The organism is Pseudomonas sp. B19125 (genome assembly GCF_044218855.1).
GTDB classification, from domain to species: Bacteria; Pseudomonadota; Gammaproteobacteria; order Pseudomonadales; family Pseudomonadaceae; genus Aquipseudomonas; species Aquipseudomonas edaphica.
In genome coordinates this window covers 256,721-278,127 of the sequence record NZ_CP162589.1, presented here as the reverse complement: position 1 = coordinate 278,127, position 21,407 = coordinate 256,721, and the positions used below count along the sequence as shown (strand labels likewise).

Here is a 21,407-nt window from a genome sequence, read left to right as displayed (position 1 = left end):
ATCCCTCGAAAATGAGCCACACGCGTTCACCAGCATAGGTCAATGCTGTGTTTATGGTCGCGAGTATGCGATGCAACCGGCCGCCAGGGCCAGCGACGTATCGCCCAAGCAAATCGACCGCCCTTGCGGGCGGCCGATAAATCACAGCTTAGGAGGTGTGGTCGATCTTGATGGTCGGGTCGGCGCCTGTGATCAGCGAGTTGATGCTGGTGTGCGACCAATCGTTGCCTTCCAGCTTGATGGTCACATCGGCATTGGCCAGGCCGCCGGCGGCGTTGAGCTTGCCTTCACTGCTGATTTGCAGGGTCGACACACCTTCTACCGTGGTGATCTTGAGGTAGTTGTCGATGGTGCTGTCCGTCTCACCTTTCAACAGATCCTTGAGATCGATCCGGTCACCTTCCGAGGCCTTGAAGTCCTTGATCACGTCGTTGCCGAAGTCGCCCGCCTTCCAGACGAAGGTGTCGGCACCCGAGCCGCCGATCAGGATGTCGTTGCCCGGCCCACCGATCAGGGTGTCGTTACCGGTGCCACCCAACAGGATGTCATTGCCTTTGCCGCCGTCCAGCAGGTCGTTGCCGCCCTGGCCGAACAGGATGTCATCACCTGCGCCGCCCAACAGCGTGTCGTTGCCGTCCTTGGCGCCGGAGACGTCGAAGTCCGCGTAGTGCTCGGTGACGTACTGGTGCACGTTCGAGGTGGTTACCGCGGAGACGGCCACACCGGTTTTCTGTGCCACAAAGGCCTGCAGTGCGTTGTAGCCCTCACCGGTAATCCCGCTGAAGCTCACCAGGTCGCCGAAGAGGATGTCGTTGCCGTCGCCACCGCTGATGGTGTCGGCGCCTGGCAGCGTGGCTTCGGTGTGGCCGAGGATCGCGTTGGCCAGGTCCTTCGGATCGATGTTGCTTTGCGGCTTGCCATCGGTGTCGTAAGGCTTGAGGTCGTTGAGGCTGACGTCGCCGTTGATACCGATCGCTTCCACTTGCGACAACCCACCCAGCAGGGCAAAGGCGCTTTTGGCATTGCTCAGCGTCGCCGAGTTAGTGCTGTTGCCCGTGCCGTCCAGGTTAGACAACTCAAAGGTACCGTCACCTTGGGCATGTACGGTGCCCAGGTCGGTGACGACCCATCGCCAGCCATTGTAGATCTGCAGCTGAGCGGCACCCGAATTGTCGATGGACAAATAGTGCGTATTGTCGATGTAGGTGGAGAACGTTGTGCCAGGCGTGTAGTTGGCAGTCGTGACCACGTTGTCGAACTTGACGGTGCCGTACAGCGTCGGGTTGGTCTGCTCGCCGCTCTGGTAGTACGTCGGCTGGCCGTCGGTGATGAAGTAAGTCAGGTTCGTGGCGCCGGTGTTGCTGGTGGCCAGGCCGCTCTGGAAGAAGTTGGCCGTGGTCTTGAACACGTCTTCGTAGTTGGTGCCGCCACCGGACTTCATCGAGTCCAGCACCGTACTGAGCAAGGTCAGCGCGTTTGGATCGTTGAGGTTGATCGCAACCGACTTGTTCACCTGGGTATCGAAGTCCGCCACAAAGATGTTCACGGTGCCGGAGGTGTTGGCGCCCAGGCTGTCTTTGAGCGACTTGAACACTGAGGTCAGCGAAGCCTTCGCCGCGTTGATCGAGTCGACGCTCATACTGCCGGAACTGTCGACCATGAACGCGATGTTGTAGTTCTTGCCTTGCACCACGTTCAGGCCGCCGATATCGGCCACGACGATGTCATTGCCGTCAGTGCCGACAATGTTGTCGCTGCCCGAAGTACCCGTCACCGAGTTGTAGGTTGCCGGGTACACGGTGACTGGCAATTGCGCCGTGGTAGACGCCGAACCGCCGAGGCTTTCGGTGGAGGTCGACGTCACGGTCAGGTTGAACTGGCCGCTGTAATAGGTCGGTGGCTTGATGGACAGGGTGTTCAGGTCCCAGCCCGTGACGTTCACTTCGCCCACGCCTTTGGTCGCAGTGAAGGTGTGCCCGGACGCGTCGGTGAGGACCGAGCCTGCCGGTACGCCGCTGATCTTCACGCTCAGGGTTTCCGAACCGTCGGTATCAGTCAGCGCGGTGGTTACCTTGGACAGCTTCACAGTGCCGTTTTCCTGGGCTTCGTTAAGCTTGTAGCCCACGTAATAACCGTCACCGTTGCTGCCATGCAGGTCGGACACGGTCACACCGGCGTTGGTCAAATCAGTGAGGCCGGTGTACAGCGGCACGGTGCTGGTGCTCAAGTTCTGAATCGCCCCGCCGTTGATCGACAGATTGACGTCAAAGCTGCCAGGCCCCGCTTGGTTGGCTTGGTAGATCTCGAGGCTGTAGTAACCGCTGACCGTTGGCGTAAACGAGCCGCTGAATTTGCCGCTGTTGGTCGCCCATAGCCCGCTGGCAATGTCTTTGCCGCCAACGTTGACCACCACACTGTCATCGGCGACGCCGCTGAAGGTGTAGCTCTTGCCAGCTTCCATGTACATCAGGCCGGAGATCTTGGAGCCAGAGCCGGCGTTGACATTGTCGACTGACTCGACATTGGTGACGACACTGGTGTTGTTCGGCGTACCTGCGTTGTCGATGGCGTTTTTCAGTACGTCTGGTGCCGCGCCGTTCCCGTTGGTGCCGAGGCCGGCAATGCTGTTCCAGCCCTGTTTGATCAGACCGGTCGAGGCGACATTGTTATCGGCCACGTTCAGCGTAGGTGCATCGGCCACGGGTGTGATATCGACTTTCACCGTGGCGCTGTTGCCCAGGTCCTTGCCGTCGGTAGGCTGGAACTTGAACTGCGCATAATCAGCCTGCTTGTTGCCAACACCGGTGCCGCCATAACCGTCGGCGCCGGACTCGTTGGCGTTAGGCATAAAGCGCAACTGGCCGCCGTCGATCTGGGCCTTGGTGAAGGTCTGGTTGGCAGTCACGTTGGTCCAGGTGGTGCCATCCGCTGCCAGGTATTGCAGCTTGCCGGCCACCGGCAGGTCGGTGATTTTCACGCCCAGGCTGGCTTGTGGCGAATCCACATCGGTCACGCCGAAGTTGGCCCAGGTCAGCGCCAGCGGCGTGTCTTCGGTGCCGGTCACGGCGCTGCCGGTGGCGACTGGCGGATCGTTGACTGCCACCACGTTAACGGTGGTGGTGGCAACGTTGGAATAGTTGCCGCCATCGGTCACGGTCACGGTGATGGTCCGCGGCGTGGTGCTTGGGTCGTGACTGTTGTTGGTGAACGTGATGTTCTGGATACGCTGCATGTAATCAGCCAGCGTCGCGCTGCCCGACAACGTCAGGGTGATGGTGCCCGTCTGGTTGTTGGTGCTGACGATGATGCCATTGACGCTGTTGCCCAGGTTCAGTGCATCACCGGCCTGTGCGTTGGTCAGGGTGACCGTCGCACCGGTCAGCATCGTGCTGTCCGGATCGGTGATCTTGATATCGGTGTCGGCAATCGACACACCCGGCCCGGCGGTGCCTTCGGTGAACGTGGTTCTGTAGTCGGCACCGGTCGCGCCGCTGGAGTTGTTGGCGTCCAGGTCGATGACCGGCGGCGCATCGTTATCGATGATATTGGTGCTGACGCTGCCGTTGCCGACCACCAGGTTCTCGAAGTTGCCGCCGGTGGTCTTGTCGATAGTGATGACAATCTGTTCGGTCGGCTCGGTGATCCTGTCGTCGATCGTGGCGATGTTAAACGGCACGCTGCTGGCACCCGCCGGGATCTTCACGGTGTACACGCCGTTGAAGTCCGAACCGTCGGTGGCGGTGCCGCTGTACTTGAGCGTCACGGTCACATCGGTTTGCGCCGGGTTGCTCAGGGTCAGCGTGTAATGCGCAGTACCGCCTTCCGTCACCGAGGCGTCGCCGGTGATGCTGATGGTGGTGTTGTTGACCACATCCGTCACTTTGGTGGTGACGGTGCTGCCGTCGACGATCAGGTGTTCGTACTTGTCGCCGCCGCTGACTACGCCGGTAATCTTGTTGTTCACATCGTTGGCGCCGACATACGCGTCGTTAGGCGCAACAGCCGTGGTGGTGCTGCTGGACTTGCCGTTGCCGATGGTAATGGTCGAGCCGTTATCCAGCCTTACCACCAAGTCGGAACCGACGTTGGTCACTGCCGCGCCGTTCTTGTCGACCAGCGATGCGGTGTAGGTAATCTGACCGCCTTCAGCGACCGAGCCGGTGGCTTTGAGTACCACGGTCACATCATCGATGGTGTCGTTGATGGTGGTGGTCGCGCCGCCCGGAGTGATGGTCACGCCTTCGAAGTTACCGCCGGTAGTGCCGGTGATCTTGACGGTTTGGGTGCTCTTGTCGATGAACACGTCATCGCCAGGCGCGGCAACGGTCACAGAGCCTACGGTCGCACCTTGCTTGATGGTGATGCTCGAACCGTTATCCAGCGTGACTACCATGTCGGTGCCGGCCTTGTTGCTCAAGGTGGCGGTGTAAGTGATCTGGCCACCTTCGTTGACGGCACTTGGAGCGGTCAGCGTGACGGTTGTGGTGTCCGCAGTGCCAGGTGTGTCAGTCACTGTGGTGTTAACAGGCGTTGTGCCTGGCACCAGATTCTCGAAGTGCGCGCCGCCGGTCACGTTGGTGATGGCGGTGGTAACGGTCTGGTCGCCTTTGTACACGTCGTTTGGTGCTACAACGGTGACGCTGCCATTCGACTGATTCACACCGATGGTAATGGTCTGGCCATTGTCCAAAGTCACGGTCAGCGGGTTGGTGATGTTGGTCACTGCCGCGCCGTTTTTATCCACAAGGCTGGCGGTGTAGACGATGTTGCCGCCTTCACCGACGGTGGTGGTGGCGGTCAGAACCACATCCACTTTGTCGATGGTGTCGTTGATGGTGGTGGTTGCGCCGTTACCTGCAACTTCCAGTTTTTCGAAGTTGCCGCCAGCAGTGTCGGTGATCTTCACCGTCTGGGTGCTCTTGTCGATGAACACGTCATCGCTAGGCGCAGGGACGGTTACGGTGCCGACGGTGTCACCAGCTTTGATGGTGATGGTCGAGCCGTTATCCAACTTCAGCGTGACGTCAGTACCCGCTTTGTTGCTCAAGGTTGCCGTGTAAGTGATCTGGCCACCTTCGTTGACGGCACTTGGCGCGGTCAGCGTGACGGTCGTGGTGTCTGCAGTGCCAGGTGTGTCCGTGACGGTGGTATTCACCGGCGTTGTGCCCGGCACCAGGTTTTCGAAGTGCTCGCCTCCAGTTACACCCTTAATTGCGGTGGTAACGGTCTGGTCGCCTTTGTATACGTCGTTAGGCGCAACAGTGGTGACGGTGCCGCTGGACTGGTTCACACCGATGGTGATGGTTTTGCCGTTGTCCAGGGTGACGGTCAGCGGGCTGGTGATGTTGGTCACCGGATTGCCCGACTTGTCGACCAGCGACGCGGTGTAAACGATGTTGCCGCCTTCACCAACGGTGGTAGTGGCGGTCAGGACCACATCGACTTTGTCGATGGTGTCGTTGATCGTGGTGGTCGCACCGTTACCTGCAACTTCCAGTTTTTCGAAGTTGCCGCCAGCAGTGTCGGTGATCTTGACCGTCTGGGTGCTCTTGTCGATGAACACGTCATCGCTAGGCGCAGGGACGGTCACGGTGCCGACGGTGTCGCCCGCTTTGATGGTGATGGTCGAGCCGTTATCCAGTTTCAGGGTTACGTCAGTACCGGCCTTGTTGCTCAAGGTGGCGGTGTAAGTGATCTGGCCACCTTCGTTGACGGCACTTGGCGCGGTCAGCGTGACGGTCGTGGTGTCCGCAGTGCCAGGTGTGTCAGTCACTGTGGTGTTAACAGGCGTAGTGCCTGGCACCAGGTTTTCGAAGTGCTCGCCGCCGGTCACGTTGGTGATGGCGGTGGTAACGGTCTGGTCGCCTTTGTACACGTCGTTTGGTGCTACAACGGTGACGCTGCCATTCGACTGATTCACACCGATGGTAATGGTCTGGCCATTGTCCAAAGTCACGGTCAGCGGGTTGGTGATGTTGGTCACTGCCGCGCCGTTTTTATCCACAAGGCTGGCGGTGTAGACGATATTGCCGCCTTCACCAACGGTAGTGGTGGCAGTCAGAACTACATCCACTTTGTCGATGGTGTCGTTGATGGTGGTGGTTGCGCCGTTACCTGCAACTTCCAGTTTCTCGAAGTTACCGCCAGCGGTGTCAGTGATCTTGACTGTCTGAGTGCTCTTATCGATGAACACGTCATCGCCAGGCGCCGCAACAGTCACGGAGCCAACGGTGTCGCCAGCCTTGATGGTGATAGTCGAACCGTTATCCAACTTCAGCGTTACATCAGTACCCGCTTTATTGGAAAGCGTAGCGGTATACGTAATCTGGCCACCCTCATTGACTGCGCTTGGCGCGGTCAGCGTGACGGTAGTGGTGTTATCAGTACCCGGAGTGTCGGTGACGGTAGTGTTGACCGGCGTTGTACTTGGGACCAGGTTTTCGAAGTGCTCGCCACCGGTGACGCCTTTAATAGCGGTGGTGACGGTTTGGTCGCCCTTGTACACGTCATCTGGAGCTACAACGGTGACGCTGCCATTCGACTGATTCACACCGATGGTAATGGTCTGGCCATTATCCAGGGTCACGGTCAACGGGTTGGTGATGTTGGTCACCGGCGCGCCGTTTTTATCCACAAGGCTGGCGGTATAGACGATGTTGCCGCCTTCACCAACGGTAGTGGTGGCAGTCAGAACTACATCCACTTTGTCGATAGTGTCGTTGATCGTGGTGGTTGCGCCGTTACCTGCAACTTCCAGCTTCTCGAAGTTGCCGCCAGCAGTGTCAGTGATCTTGACGGTCTGGGTGCTCTTATCGATGAACACGTCATCGCTAGGCGCAGGGACGGTTACGGTGCCGACGGTGTCACCAGCTTTGATGGTGATGGTCGAGCCGTTATCCAGTTTCAGGGTTACGTCAGTACCGGCCTTGTTGCTCAAGGTCGCGGTGTACGTAATCTGACCACCTTCATTGACTGCGCTTGGCGCGGTCAACGTGACGGTAGTGGTGTTATCAGTACCCGGAGTGTCGGTGACGGTAGTGTTGACCGGCGTTGTACCTGGGACCAGGTTTTCGAAGTGCTCGCCACCGGTGACGCCTTTAATAGCGGTAGTGACGGTCTGGTCGCCCTTGTACACGTCATCTGGAGCTACAACGGTCACGCTGCCGTTCGATTGATTCACACCGATGGTAATGGTTTGGCCGTTATCCAAAGTCACAGTCAGTGGGTTGGTGATGTTGGTCACCGCATTACCCGACTTGTCGACCAGCGACGCGGTGTAAACGATGTTGCCGCCTTCGCCAACGGTGGTGGTGGCGGTCAGCACCACATCCACTTTGTCGATGGTGTCGTTGATCGTCGTGGTCGCGCCGTCGCCCGCCACTTCCAGCTTCTCGAAGTTACCGCCAGCAGTGTCAGTGATCTTGACGGTTTGAGTGCTCTTATCGATGAACACGTCATCGCTAGGCGCAGGGACGGTTACGGAGCCAACGGTGTCGCCCGCTTTGATGGTGATAGTCGAGCCGTTATCCAACTTCAGGGTTACGTCAGTACCGGCCTTGTTGCTCAAGGTCGCGGTGTACGTAATCTGACCACCTTCATTGACTGCGCTTGGCGCGGTCAACGTGACGGTAGTGGTGTTATCAGTACCCGGAGTGTCGGTGACGGTAGTGTTGACCGGCGTTGTACCTGGGACCAGGTTTTCGAAGTGCTCGCCACCGGTGACGCCTTTAATAGCGGTAGTGACGGTCTGGTCGCCCTTGTACACGTCATCTGGAGCTACAACGGTCACGCTGCCGTTCGACTGATTAACGCCGATGGTGATGGTCTGGCCATTATCGAGAGTGACGGTTAACGGGTTGGTGATGTTAGTCACCGGCGCGCCGTTTTTATCCACAAGGCTGGCGGTATAGACGATGTTGCCGCCTTCACCAACGGTAGTGGTGGCAGTCAGAACTACATCCACTTTGTCGATGGTGTCGTTGATCGTGGTGGTTGCGCCGTTACCTGCAACTTCCAGTTTCTCGAAGTTGCCGCCAGCGGTGTCGGTGATCTTGACCGTCTGGGTGCTCTTGTCGATGAACACGTCATCGCTAGGCGCAGGGACGGTTACGGTGCCGACGGTGTCACCAGCTTTGATGGTGATGGTCGAGCCGTTATCCAACTTCAGGGTTACGTCAGTACCGGCCTTGTTGCTCAAGGTGGCGGTGTAAGTGATCTGGCCACCTTCGTTGACGGCACTTGGAGCGGTCAGCGTGACGGTTGTGGTGTCCGCAGTGCCAGGTGTGTCAGTCACTGTGGTGTTAACAGGCGTTGTGCCTGGCACCAGATTCTCGAAGTGCGCGCCGCCGGTCACGTTGGTGATGGCGGTGGTAACGGTCTGGTCGCCTTTGTATACGTCGTTAGGCGCAACAGTGGTGACGGTGCCGCTGGACTGGTTCACACCGATGGTGATGGTCTGGCCATTGTCCAAAGTCACGGTCAGCGGGTTGGTGATGTTGGTCACTGCCGCGCCGTTTTTATCCACAAGGCTGGCGGTATAGACGATGTTGCCGCCTTCACCAACGGTGGTGGTGGCAGTCAGAACTACATCCACTTTGTCGATGGTGTCGTTGATGGTGGTGGTTGCGCCGTTACCTGCAACTTCCAGTTTCTCGAAGTTACCGCCAGCAGTGTCGGTGATCTTGACGGTTTGGGTGCTCTTGTCGATGAACACGTCATCGCTAGGCGCAGGGACGGTTACGGAGCCAACGGTGTCGCCCGCTTTGATGGTGATAGTCGAGCCGTTATCCAACTTCAGGGTTACGTCAGTACCGGCCTTGTTGCTCAAGGTCGCGGTGTACGTAATCTGACCACCTTCATTGACTGCGCTTGGCGCGGTCAACGTGACGGTAGTGGTGTTATCAGTACCCGGAGTATCGGTGACGGTGGTGCTAACAGGCGTAGTGCCTGGCACCAGATTCTCGAAGTGCGCGCCGCCGGTCACGTTAGTGATGGCGGTGGTAACGGTTTGGTCGCCTTTGTACACGTCATCTGGAGCTACAACGGTCACGCTGCCGTTCGATTGGTTCACACCGATGGTAATGGTTTGGCCGTTATCCAAAGTCACAGTCAGTGGGTTGGTGATGTTGGTCACCGCATTACCCGACTTGTCGACCAGCGACGCGGTGTAAACGATGTTGCCGCCTTCGCCCACTGTGGTCGTTGCGGTCAGCACCACATCCACTTTGTCGATAGTGTCGTTAATGGTCGTAGTTGCACCATCACCAGCCACTTCCAGTTTTTCGAAGTTACCGCCAGTGGTGTCGGTGATCTTGACGGTCTGAGTGCTCTTGTCGATGAACACGTCATCGCCAGGCGCTGCAACAGTCACGGAGCCGACGGTATCGCCAGCCTTGATGGTGATAGACGAACCGTTATCCAACTTCAGCGTTACATCAGTGCCCGCTTTATTGGAAAGCGTAGCGGTATAGGTGATCTGACCACCCTCGTTCACTGCAGAGGGAGCCGTCAGCGTCACGGTAGTGGTGTTGTCGGTGTCCGGAGTGTCGGTGACGGTAGTACTAACCGGCGTAGTACCTGGCACCAGGTTTTCGAAGTGCTCACCGCCAGTCACGTTAGTGATAGCGGTAGTAACGGTCTGGTCGCCCTTGTACACGTCATCTGGAGCTACAACGGTCACGCTGCCGTTCGATTGGTTCACACCGATGGTAATGGTTTGGCCGTTATCCAAAGTCACAGTCAGTGGGTTGGTGATGTTGGTCACCGCATTACCCGACTTGTCGACCAGCGACGCGGTGTAAACGATGTTGCCGCCTTCGCCCACTGTGGTCGTTGCGGTCAGCACCACATCCACTTTGTCGATAGTGTCGTTAATGGTCGTAGTTGCACCATCACCAGCCACTTCCAGTTTTTCGAAGTTACCGCCAGTGGTGTCGGTGATCTTGACGGTCTGAGTGCTCTTGTCGATGAACACGTCATCGCCAGGCGCTGCAACAGTCACGGAGCCGACGGTATCGCCAGCCTTGATGGTGATAGACGAACCGTTATCCAACTTCAGCGTTACATCAGTGCCCGCTTTATTGGAAAGCGTAGCGGTATAGGTGATCTGACCACCCTCGTTCACTGCAGAGGGAGCCGTCAGCGTCACGGTAGTGGTGTTGTCGGTGTCCGGAGTGTCGGTGACGGTAGTACTAACCGGCGTAGTACCTGGCACCAGGTTTTCGAAGTGCTCACCGCCAGTCACGTTAGTGATAGCGGTAGTAACGGTCTGGTCGCCCTTGTACACGTCATCTGGAGCTACAACGGTCACGCTGCCGTTCGATTGGTTCACACCGATGGTAATGGTCTGGCCATTGTCCAGAGTCACGGTCAACGGATTGGTGATGTTAGTCACCGCATTACCCGACTTGTCGACCAGCGACGCGGTGTAAACGATGTTGCCGCCTTCACCAACGGTGGTGGTGGCGGTCAGAACGACATCGACTTTGTCGATGGTGTCGTTAATGGTGGTGGTTGCGCCGTCGCCTGCGACTTCCAGTTTTTCGAAGTTGCCGCCAGTGGTGTCAGTGATCTTGACCGTCTGGGTGCTCTTATCGATGAACACGTCATCGCCAGGCGCCGCAACAGTCACGGAGCCAACGGTGTCGCCAGCCTTGATGGTGATAGTCGAACCGTTATCCAACTTCAGCGTTACATCAGTACCCGCTTTATTGGAAAGCGTAGCGGTATAGGTGATCTGACCACCCTCGTTCACTGCAGAGGGAGCCGTCAGCGTCACGGTAGTGGTGTTGTCGGTGTCCGGAGTGTCGGTGACGGTAGTGCTAACCGGCGTGGTGCCTGGCACCAGATTCTCGAAGTGCGCGCCGCCGGTCACGTTGGTGATGGCGGTAGTGACAGTCTGGTCGCCCTTGTACACGTCATCTGGAGCTACAACGGTCACGCTGCCGTTCGACTGGTTCACACCGATGGTGATGGTTTGGCCGTTATCGAGAGTGACGGTCAACGGGTTGGTGATGTTAGTCACCGGCGCGCCGTTTTTATCCACAAGGCTGGCGGTGTAGACGATGTTGCCGCCTTCGCCAACGGTGGTTGTTGCGGTCAGCACCACATCGACTTTGTCGATGGTGTCGTTGATCGTGGTGGTTGCGCCGTCGCCGGCAACTTCCAGTTTTTCGAAGTTGCCGCCAGTGGTGTCAGTGATCTTGACGGTCTGGGTGCTCTTATCGATGAACACGTCATCGCTAGGCGCAGGGACAGTCACTGTGCCGACGGTTTCGCCAGCTTTGATGGTGATAGTCGAGCCGTTATCCAACTTCAGCGTTACGTCTGTGCCCGCTTTATTAGAGAGCGTAGCGGTGTACGTAATCTGACCGCCTTCATTGACTGCGCTTGGCGCGGTCAACGTGACGGTAGTGGTGTTGTCCGTACCCGGTGTATCGGTGACGGTGGTGCTGACCGGCGTAGTACCTGGTACCAAATTCTCGAAGTGCTCGCCGCCAGTCACGTTGGAGATAGCAGTAGTAACGGTCTGGTCGCCCTTGTACACGTCATCTGGAGCGACAACGGTCACGTTGCCGCTGGACTGATTCACACCGATGGTGATGGTCTGGCCATTATCGAGAGTGACGGTCAACGGGCTGGTGATGTTAGTCACCGGCGCGCCGTTTTTATCCACAAGGCTGGCGGTATAGACGATGTTGCCGCCTTCGCCGACTGTGGTGGTTGCAGTCAGGACCACATCCACTTTGTCGATGGTGTCGTTGATAGTCGTGGTTGCGCCGTCGCCTGCGACTTCCAACTTCTCGAAGTTGCCGCCAGCGGTGTCAGTGATCTTGACGGTCTGAGTGCTCTTATCGATGAACACGTCATCGCTAGGCGCAGGGACAGTCACTGTGCCGACGGTGTCGCCAGCTTTGATGGTGATAGTCGAGCCGTTATCCAACTTCAGCGTTACGTCTGTGCCCGCTTTATTAGAGAGCGTAGCGGTGTACGTAATCTGACCGCCTTCATTGACTGCGCTTGGCGCGGTCAACGTGACGGTAGTGGTGTTGTCCGTACCCGGTGTATCGGTGACGGTGGTGCTGACCGGCGTAGTACCTGGTACCAAATTCTCGAAGTGCTCGCCGCCAGTCACGTTGGAGATAGCAGTAGTAACGGTCTGGTCGCCCTTGTACACGTCATCTGGAGCTACAACGGTCACGCTGCCGTTCGACTGGTTCACACCGATGGTGATGGTTTGGCCATTGTCCAAAGTCACAGTCAGCGGATTGGTGATGTTGGTCACTGCCGCGCCGTTTTTATCCACAAGGCTGGCGGTGTAAACGATATTGCCGCCTTCACCAACGGTGGTGGTGGCGGTCAGAACCACATCGACCTTGTCGATGGTGTCGTTGATGGTCGTAGTTGCACCATCACCAGCCACTTCCAGCTTCTCGAAGTTGCCGCCAGCAGTGTCAGTGATCTTGACCGTCTGGGTGCTCTTATCGATGAACACGTCATCGCCAGGCGCCGCAACAGTCACGGAGCCAACGGTATCGCCAGCCTTGATGGTGATGGTCGAGCCGTTATCCAACTTCAGCGTGACGTCAGTGCCCGCTTTATTGGAAAGCGTAGCGGTGTACGTAATCTGACCACCTTCGTTTACTGCAGACGGAGCTGTCAGTGTCACGGTGGTGGTGTTATCGGTACCCGGAGTATCCGTGACGGTGGTGCTCACCGGCGTTGTACCTGGAACCAAATTCTCGAAGTGCTCACCGCCAGTCACATTAGTAATAGCGGTGGTGACGGTTTGGTCGCCCTTGTACACGTCATCTGGAGCGACAACTGTGACGTTGCCGCTGGACTGATTAACACCGATGGTGATGGTTTGGCCATTGTCCAAAGTCACAGTCAGCGGATTGGTGATGTTGGTCACTGCCGCGCCGTTTTTATCCACAAGGCTGGCGGTGTAAACGATGTTGCCGCCTTCACCAACGGTGGTGGTGGCGGTCAACACGACATCCACCTTATCGATAGTGTCGTTGATGGTCGTAGTTGCACCATCACCAGCCACTTCCAGCTTCTCGAAGTTGCCGCCAGCAGTGTCAGTGATCTTGACCGTCTGGGTGCTCTTATCGATGAACACGTCATCGCCAGGCGCCGCAACAGTCACGGAGCCAACGGTGTCGCCAGCCTTGATGGTGATAGTCGAACCGTTATCCAACTTCAGCGTTACATCAGTACCCGCTTTATTGGAAAGCGTAGCGGTATAGGTGATCTGACCACCCTCGTTCACTGCAGAGGGCGCCGTCAGCGTCACGGTAGTGGTGTTGTCGGTGTCCGGAGTGTCGGTGACAGTAGTGCTAACCGGCGTAGTACCTGGCACCAGGTTTTCGAAGTGCTCACCGCCAGTCACGTTAGTGATAGCGGTAGTAACGGTCTGGTCGCCCTTGTACACGTCATCTGGAGCTACAACGGTCACGCTGCCGTTCGATTGGTTCACACCGATGGTAATGGTCTGGCCATTGTCCAGAGTCACGGTCAACGGATTGGTGATGTTAGTCACCGCATTACCCGACTTGTCGACCAGCGACGCGGTGTAAACGATGTTGCCGCCTTCGCCAACGGTGGTGGTGGCGGTCAACACGACATCCACCTTGTCGATAGTGTCGTTGATGGTCGTAGTTGCACCATCACCAGCCACTTCCAGCTTCTCGAAGTTACCGCCAGCAATGTCAGTGATCTTGACGGTTTGAGTGCTCTTATCGATGAACACGTCATCGCCAGGCGCCGCAACAGTCACGGAGCCAACGGTATCGCCAGCCTTGATGGTGATGGTCGAACCGTTATCCAACTTCAGCGTTACATCAGTACCCGCTTTATTGGAAAGCGTAGCGGTGTACGTAATCTGGCCACCTTCGTTTGCCTCGGACGGAGCCGTCAAGGTGACCGTCGTGGTGTCAATCGAGTCGGTAATCGTGGTGACCGCAGGCGTAGTGTTCGGCACCAGGTTTTCAAAGTTGCCGCCGGTCGCGCCAGTAATGGTGGTGCTCACCGTGCTGCCATTCACGTAAACGTCGTTCGGTGGAGTGTCGACCACCACACTGCCGACAGATTCGCCAGCTTTGATAGTGATCACCGAGCCATCGCTCAAGGTGACAGTTACCGGGGTTTGCGCCGGGTTGGTCAGGGTGGCGGTGTAAGTGATCTGACCGCCTTCGGTCACGGTGTTACCCGCCGTCAGCGTGACGGTGGTGGTGTCGATCGAATCAGTGATCGTAGTAACCGCAGGCGTAGTGCTCGGTACCAGGTTTTCAAAGTTGCCGCCGGTTGCCCCGGTGATGGTGGTGCTGACGGTCGAACCGTTGTTGTAAACGTCGTTCGCCGGGGTATCCACGACGACGGTGCCAACCGACTCCCCAGCCTTGATGGTAATCACCGAGCCATTGCTCAAGGTGACAGTCACCGGCGTCTGCGCCGGGTTGGTCAAGGTGGCGGTGTAGGTAATCTGGCCGCCTTCAGTCACGGTACTGCCCGCCGTCAGTGTGACGGTGGTGGTATCGATCGAATCAGTAATCGTAGTAACCGCAGGCGTAGTGCTCGGCACCAGATTTTCAAAGTTGCCGCCGGTCGCACCGGTAATAGTGGTGCTGACAGTCGAGCCATTGTTGTAGACGTCGTTCGCCGGAGTGTCCACGACGACGGTGCCAACCGACTCCCCAGCCTTGATCGTGATCACCGAGCCATTGCTCAAGGTGACAGTCACCGGCGTCTGCGCCGGATTGGTCAGGGTAGCGGTGTAAGTGATCTGACCGCCTTCGGTCACGGTGTTACCCGCCGTCAGCGTGACGGTGGTGGTGTCGATCGAATCAGTGATCGTAGTAACCGCAGGCGTAGTGCTCGGTACCAGGTTTTCGAAGTTGCCGCCGGTCGCACCGGTAATAGTAGTGCTGACAGTCGAGCCATTGTTGTAAACGTCGTTCGCCGGAGTATCGACAACAACAGTGCCAACCGACTCCCCAGCCTTGATCGTGATCACCGAGCCATTGCTCAAGGTGACAGTCACCGGGGTTTGCGCCGGGTTGGTCAGGGTGGCGGTATAGGTAATCTGACCGCCTTCAGTCACGGTATTGCCCGCCGTCAACGTGACGGTGGTGGTGTCGATGGTGTCGGTAATCTGCGTAACGGCCGGGTTCGGGTCAATCGTCAGCACCAGGTTGTTGCCGCCGGTGGTGCCGGTGACGTTCACGTTGATCTGGCTTGGGTCGATGTACGGGCTGTCATTCGGTGCCAGCGGCACGTTAACGGTGCCGGTCAGTTGGCCGGCGGTGATGGTGATCACGGCACCATTGGACAGGGTGATGCTCAGGTCATTGATCGGCGGCTGCGTGACGGTGGCGGTGTAGGTCAGCACACCACCAGCTTCAGTGATGGTCGGCGTTGCGCTCAGCGTCAGGGTCGACGTCTGCAAGACCAGGTTGCCATTGCCACCGGCGCCCTGGGCGCCCGTGAGTTGGGTCGTTGTTGCGGCGCCCTGGCCCAGTGGGCCGGTCGGGAACCCGATCGTCGGGTCGACACGGCCGGCCGTCGCGTCCAGTACAACAAAGCTGTGGCCCCCGCCCGCAGCACCATTACCGGCAGCCGTCGCGCCGGCGGCGGTAGCATCCAGGTCGGTGGTCGGGTCGGCGCCCGCAACGATGGCTTGCTGCAGTTCAGCAACCGACGGCGCGGCGTTTTCGGCGGCAGCGGCCAGGTCGAGGCTGGAGTCCGGCAGGTCGGCGCTCCACTGGGTTTCACGGCCCAGGTCCAGGGTGCGGCCGTCGGCTAACTCAAGGCTCACAGCGCCGGACATGCCGGTGTCGATCTGGTCGCCTGCGAACAGACGGTCACCTTCTACTAAAACACGACGCGTCCCTTCCGGAGAAATAACGAAAACTTGACCAACAATGCTTTTGACGATGGCAACTACACTGCTCATTAAAGATTTCTCCGGCGATCCGTTACTGATGAATTCCATGTGGCCGCTCGCGGGGGGGGGAGGGCCAAACAGGAGGGGTGTAGTATAAGTAGTTACTGGCGTCAAATAATTGGCTAGATTTATTCGTTATCTAGTTTATGCCAAAGTATTGACCTTATGGTCGCCATCCTAAACAATTGGCCCCGTAATGTCACATTGATATTTATGCGGCGAACCGTCCTACATGTGTGAAGCAGTTCCGCTTTTTGAACTTTCCGACGTACGGTCATTACGGTAGCCATTATCCGACGCAGCGGTATCAATCGCTGTGATTTGAGACAAGAAGTCCTGGGGAATTTTTAAATGCGTTTGAACCTGTTCAAGGCAATACCGTTCGTACTCGCCGCCGGTTTCGTACAAGCCCAAACATTGCCCCAGGCCATGCAGCAGGCGCTGGATGTGCACCCGGAAATCCAGGCCGGCGTGAACAGCCGTATCGCCGCCGATTACCAATTGCGCGCCGCTCAAGGTGGTTACTTGCCGCGCGTTGACCTGAACGCCGGTTACGGTCGCGAAGGCACCGATAACTCCACCACCCGCGCCGCCAACGGCCCAAACGGCAACCACTGGGACACGCTCAACCGCGGCGAGTCCAGCCTGCGTCTGCAACAGATGATTTTTGACGGTTTCGCCACGTCCAGCGAAGTTGGGCGTCAACAAGCCAACGTCAACTCCCGTGCTTATTCCTTGCTCGGCACCTCCGAGCGCACCGGTTTGACCGTGGCCCAGGTCTACCTGGACGTGTTGACCCGCCGCGAATTCGTGCGCCTGGCCGAAGAGAACCTGCGCAACCACGAACGCATCTACGACCAGATCAAATTGCGCACCCAGCGCGGTGTCGGCAACGGTGCTGACCAGGACCAGGCCGAAGCGCGTCTGGCCCAGGCTCGCAACAACCTGATCACCGAGCAGACCAACCTGGCCGACTCCCAGGTCAACTACCTCAGCGCCGTCGGCCAGATGCCCGACCAGCTTGAGCGCCCAGCGCCATTTATGGCCATGCTGCCGGCGGACCTGAATGAAGCCCGTCGCCAGATGCTCGATAACAGCCCGATCCTGCGCTCGGCCGAGTCGGATATCTCCGCCGCCGAGAGCCAGTACGAAGCTGCCAAGTCGACCTTCTACCCACGCTTTGATGCCGAGCTTGGCACCAACGCCGATAACAACGTAGCCGGCGACGCCAGCCATAACAACGGCTGGGAAGCCATGGTGCGCATGCGCTTCAACCTGTTCGCCGGTGGCAGCAACAAGGCCGACTTGCAGTCCAAGTCGTACCAGACCAGCCAAGCCCTGGATATCCGTAACAACGCCTTGCGCCAACTCAATGAAGAACTGGGCCTGGCCTGGAACGCCTTGAACAACGCAAATGCGCAGTTGCCGGTTGCCCAGCAATACGTCGACCACAGCACCCGCGTGCGTACTTCGTACCAGCAGCAGTTCAGCCTCGGCCAACGAACCCTGCTCGACTTGCTCGACAGCGAGAACGAATTGTTCACCGCTTCCCGTCGTCTGGAAGAGATCAAGAACATTCAGTTATTTACTCAGTATCGAATCAAGGCGACCATGGGTGAATTGCTCAAAAGCCAGGGAGTGGTCGCACCGATGGCGTCCGTCGTACAGAACGACGTGAAACCTAAAGTTCAACTGCCTGGGATGAATTGAGCCACCCCAATAGCCCCATCTGTTAGTCGAGAGTGCGCCGCGTGGAATCCGAAGTCAGTCGAGTTCATCTCAGTCATGATCCACGCACGCTCCACGACGACCCGCTACTGGACGGGTTGTTGGCGCTCTGTGCCCTGCATCAAAAACCTGCCAGCGCGGCCATGCTCACCACCGGTTTGCCGCTGCCGTCGCAGCGACTGAGTGCCGAGTTGCTGCCGCGTGCAGCCGCGCGTGCCGGGCTGCAAGGCCGGGTGTTGCAGCGCAAGCTGGAGCAGATCCCGACGATTGCACTGCCGGCGCTGCTGTTGCTCAAGGACGGCCGCAGTACCGTGCTGGTGGGTTGGCAAGGTGAAGACGAAGCACGCATCCTGCTCAGCGAAAGCGACGGCGGTGAAGTACTGATCAAGCGTGAGCTGCTGGCCAATGACTACATCGGCAAAGTCTTCTTCGCCCAGCCTCAGCACAAATTCGACGTCAACCACGGCACCCTGATCCCTCGGGCGCGCTCGTGGTTTCGCGACACGCTCAAACGTTCGCGCTGGCTCTACACCGACGCCATCGCCGCGAGCTTCCTGATCAACATCATCGCCATGGCCGCGCCGCTGTTTGTGATGAACGTGTACGACCGTGTCGTGCCAAACCAGGCCACCGCGACCCTCTGGGTGCTGGCCGTGGGTATCTGCGGCGCCTACCTGTTCGACTTGGTTCTCAAAAGCCTGCGCAGTTTGTGCCTGGACCTGGCGGGCAAAAAAACCGACCTGATCATCTCGGCCACGCTGTTCGAGCGCATTGTCGGCATGTCCATGAAGTACCGCCCGGCACGGGTTGGCAGCTTCGCGCAGAATATCCATGAGTTTCAGAGCCTGCGTGATTTCCTCGCATCCTTGACCCTCACCAGCCTGATCGACCTGCCGTTTACCCTGCTGATTTTCCTGGTGATCGCCATCCTGGGCGGGCACCTGGTGTGGATCCCGGTATTGGCCTTCCCGCTGGCCCTGGGCATCGGCTATGCCCTGCAAAAACCGCTGGTGGCGACTATGGAGCGGACCATGGCCCTGGCCGCCGAGCGCCAGTCCAGCCTGATCGAAACCCTCGCCGGGCTTGATGCGGTCAAGGTCAACAACGCCGAGAGCGAGCGCCAGTACGGCTGGGAGCAGACTATCGGCACCCTCAGCCGCCTCGAACTGCGCGTGAAGTTGCTGTCGGGCCTGTCGATGAACATGACCTTGCTCATCCAGCAACTGGCCGGCGTGATCATGATCGTGTTCGGCGTTTACCAGATCATCGACGGCAACCTCAGCATGGGCGGCCTGATTGCCTGCTACATGCTCAGTGGCCGCGCCCTGAGCCCGCTGGCCTCGCTGTCGGGCCTGCTGACCCGTTACCAGCAAGCCAAGGTCACCATGACCTCGGTGGACCAGATGATGGAACTGCCCCAGGAGCGCAATTTCGAAGAGCGGCCCATGAGCCGCCGCACCCTGCAAGGTGCCATTGAGTGCCGTGGCCTGAACTTCACGTATCCGAACCAGCAGAACGCCGCGCTGAGAAATATCAACCTGGTGATCAAGCCAGGCGAGAAAATCGGCATCATCGGCCGCAGTGGCTCGGGCAAAAGCTCCCTGGCCAAACTGATCGTCGGCCTGTACCAGCCCGACTCCGGCGCCTTGCTGGTGGACGGTGTGGACGTACGCCAGATCGACGTGAGCGAGTTGCGCCACAACATCGGCTACGTCGCTCAGGACATTCAATTGCTGGCCGGCACCCTGCGCGACAACCTGGTTTCCGGTGCGCGCTATGTAGAAGACGAAATGGTCCTGCAAGCCGCGGAATTGGCCGGCGTGCACGAATTCGCCCGCCTGCACCCACAAGGTTATGAACTGCAAGTGGGCGAGCGTGGGCAGAACCTGTCCGGCGGCCAGCGCCAGAACGTCGCCCTGGCACGCGCGCTGCTGCTCAACCCGCCCATCCTGCTGCTGGACGAACCCACCAGCGCCATGGACAACACCGGTGAAGAACGCTTGAAACAACGCCTGCAAGCCGTGGTGCAAAGCAAGACCGTGGTGCTGGTGACGCACCGTGCCTCACTGCTCTCGCTGGTGGACCGCCTGTTGGTGGTCGACCGTGGGCAGATCCTCGCAGACGGCCCGAAAGCCGTGGTTATGGAAGCGTTGAAAAAGGGGCAGATCAGTGTTGCTTAACTCCATCAAAAGCGCGGTCGGCCGCTACTTCAAAGGCACCGACTCGCTGCAGGGCCAGCCCCTGCCTGAAGTCAACAAAGCGCTGATCGAAGATGCGCCGAGGGTGATCCGCCTGACCATCTGGGCCATCATCGCGTTCTTCATATTCCTGGTGACCTGGGCCGGTTTTTCCAGCATCGACGAAGTCACCCGTGGCGACGGCAAGGCGATTCCGTCGTCCAAGCTGCAGAAAATCCAGAACCTGGAAGGCGGCATCGTCTCCGAGCTGTATGTGAAGGAAGGCCAGATCGTCGAAGCCGGTGCGCCGTTGATTCGCCTCGACGACACCCGGTTTGTCTCCAATGCCGGCGAAACCGAAGCCTTGCGCCTGGCCATGCAACTGCGCGTCGAGCGCCTGAGTGCGCAGGTGGATGACCGTCCGCTGAACATCCCGGATGACGTGCTCAAGGCTGCGCCCAGCCAGGCCGCTAACGAGCGCTCGCTGTATGAAAGCCGCCGTCAGCAATTAAAAGACGAAGTCGGTGGTTTGCAGGAGCAACTGGTGCAGCGCCAGCAGGAACTGCGCGAATTCAGCTCCAAGCAAGGCCAGTACCGCAGCCAGTTGTCCCTGCAACGCCAGGAAATCAACATGTCCGAGCCGTTGGTGGCCCAGGGCGCGGTATCGCCGGTGGAAGTATTGCGCCTCAAGCGCGCCGAGATGGAAACCCGCGGTCAATTGGACGCCACCACCCTGGCGATCCCTCGCGCCGAGTCGGCGATCAAGGAAGTGCAGCGCAAGATCGACGAAACCCGTGGCAAATTCCGCAGCGAAGCCCTGACCCAACTCAATGAAGCCCGCACCGAGCTGAACAAGGCCGAGTCCACCGGCCGTGCCCTGGAAGACCGCGTCAGCCGTACCTTGGTCACCTCGCCGGTGCGCGGCATCGTCAAGCAGCTGTTGGTCAACACCGTGGGCGGCGTGATCCAGCCGGGCAGCGACATGGTCGAAATCGTGCCGCTCAATGACACCCTGCTGGTGGAAGCCAAGATCCGCCCGCAAGACATCGCCTTCCTGCACCCTGGGCAAGAAGCGATCGTCAAATTCACCGCCTATGACTACACCATCTATGGCGGCCTCAAGGCCAAGCTTGAACGCATCGGTGCCGACACCATCACCGATGAAGACAAGAAAACCACCTACTACATGATCACCCTGCGCACTGATCGCAGCCACTTGGGCACCGACGAGAAGCCGTTGCTGATCATTCCTGGCATGGTGGCTTCGGTGGATATCATTACCGGCAAGAAAAGCATCCTCAGCTACCTGCTCAAGCCGATCATCAAGGCGCGGGCCGAGGCGTTGCACGAGCGCTGATCTTCGGCGCCTGTTGTGACCTCATCGCAGGCAAGCCAGCTCCCACATTTGAATGTGTTCACATATCAAAATGTGGGAGCTGGCTTGCCTGCGATAGCGCCATCCAAATCACCGCAGATCCCAACCCTAAAGCATATCGATATTCGCTAACGGTATTTAAGCTTCCATTCTTATACCTATAAATTCACTCCCCTGTCCG

The 21,407-nt window shown here is 58.4% G+C and carries 4 protein-coding genes; 3 read left to right on the top strand and 1 reads right to left on the bottom strand.

The genetic code is table 11. The features are described 5' to 3' along the window. Positions 1–148 precede the first annotated feature (148 nt). On the bottom strand, positions 149–15,955 hold the full coding sequence (locus AB4P96_RS01140; RefSeq protein WP_395600437.1) for a LapA family giant adhesin: 15,807 nt from the start codon (positions 15,953–15,955) through the stop codon (positions 149–151). A 342-nt stretch (positions 15,956–16,297) separates the two neighbouring features. Between AB4P96_RS01140 and AB4P96_RS01135 the strand changes: the two genes are divergently transcribed. From AB4P96_RS01135 to AB4P96_RS01125, 3 genes are read left to right on the top strand one after another with little or no spacing between them, the layout of a single operon-like run. Continuing rightward, entirely contained in the window at positions 16,298–17,656 is a 1,359-nt protein-coding gene (locus AB4P96_RS01135) for a TolC family outer membrane protein (RefSeq protein WP_017136621.1), read from the top strand. Between the two features lie 41 nt (positions 17,657–17,697). Continuing rightward, positions 17,698–19,854, top strand: a complete 2,157-nt coding sequence (locus AB4P96_RS01130; RefSeq protein WP_026013663.1) for a type I secretion system permease/ATPase — start codon at positions 17,698–17,700, stop codon at positions 19,852–19,854. Next, the gene (locus AB4P96_RS01125) at positions 19,844–21,208 is read left to right on the top strand and encodes an HlyD family type I secretion periplasmic adaptor subunit (RefSeq protein WP_017136619.1); all 1,365 of its coding nucleotides are present in this window, start codon (positions 19,844–19,846) and stop codon (positions 21,206–21,208) included. Before AB4P96_RS01130 ends, AB4P96_RS01125 begins: the two co-directional genes overlap by 11 nt. The last annotated feature ends 199 nt before the right edge of the window (positions 21,209–21,407 follow it).

Excerpts from the sequence above, each read along its gene's own strand:
- AB4P96_RS01135 (WP_017136621.1), top strand. The coding sequence starts at position 16,298 with ATGCGTTTGAACCTGTTCAAGGCAATACCGTTCGTACTCGCCGCCGGT.
- AB4P96_RS01140 (WP_395600437.1), bottom strand. The coding sequence starts at position 15,955 with ATGAGCAGTGTAGTTGCCATCGTCAAAAGCATTGTTGGTCAAGTTTTC.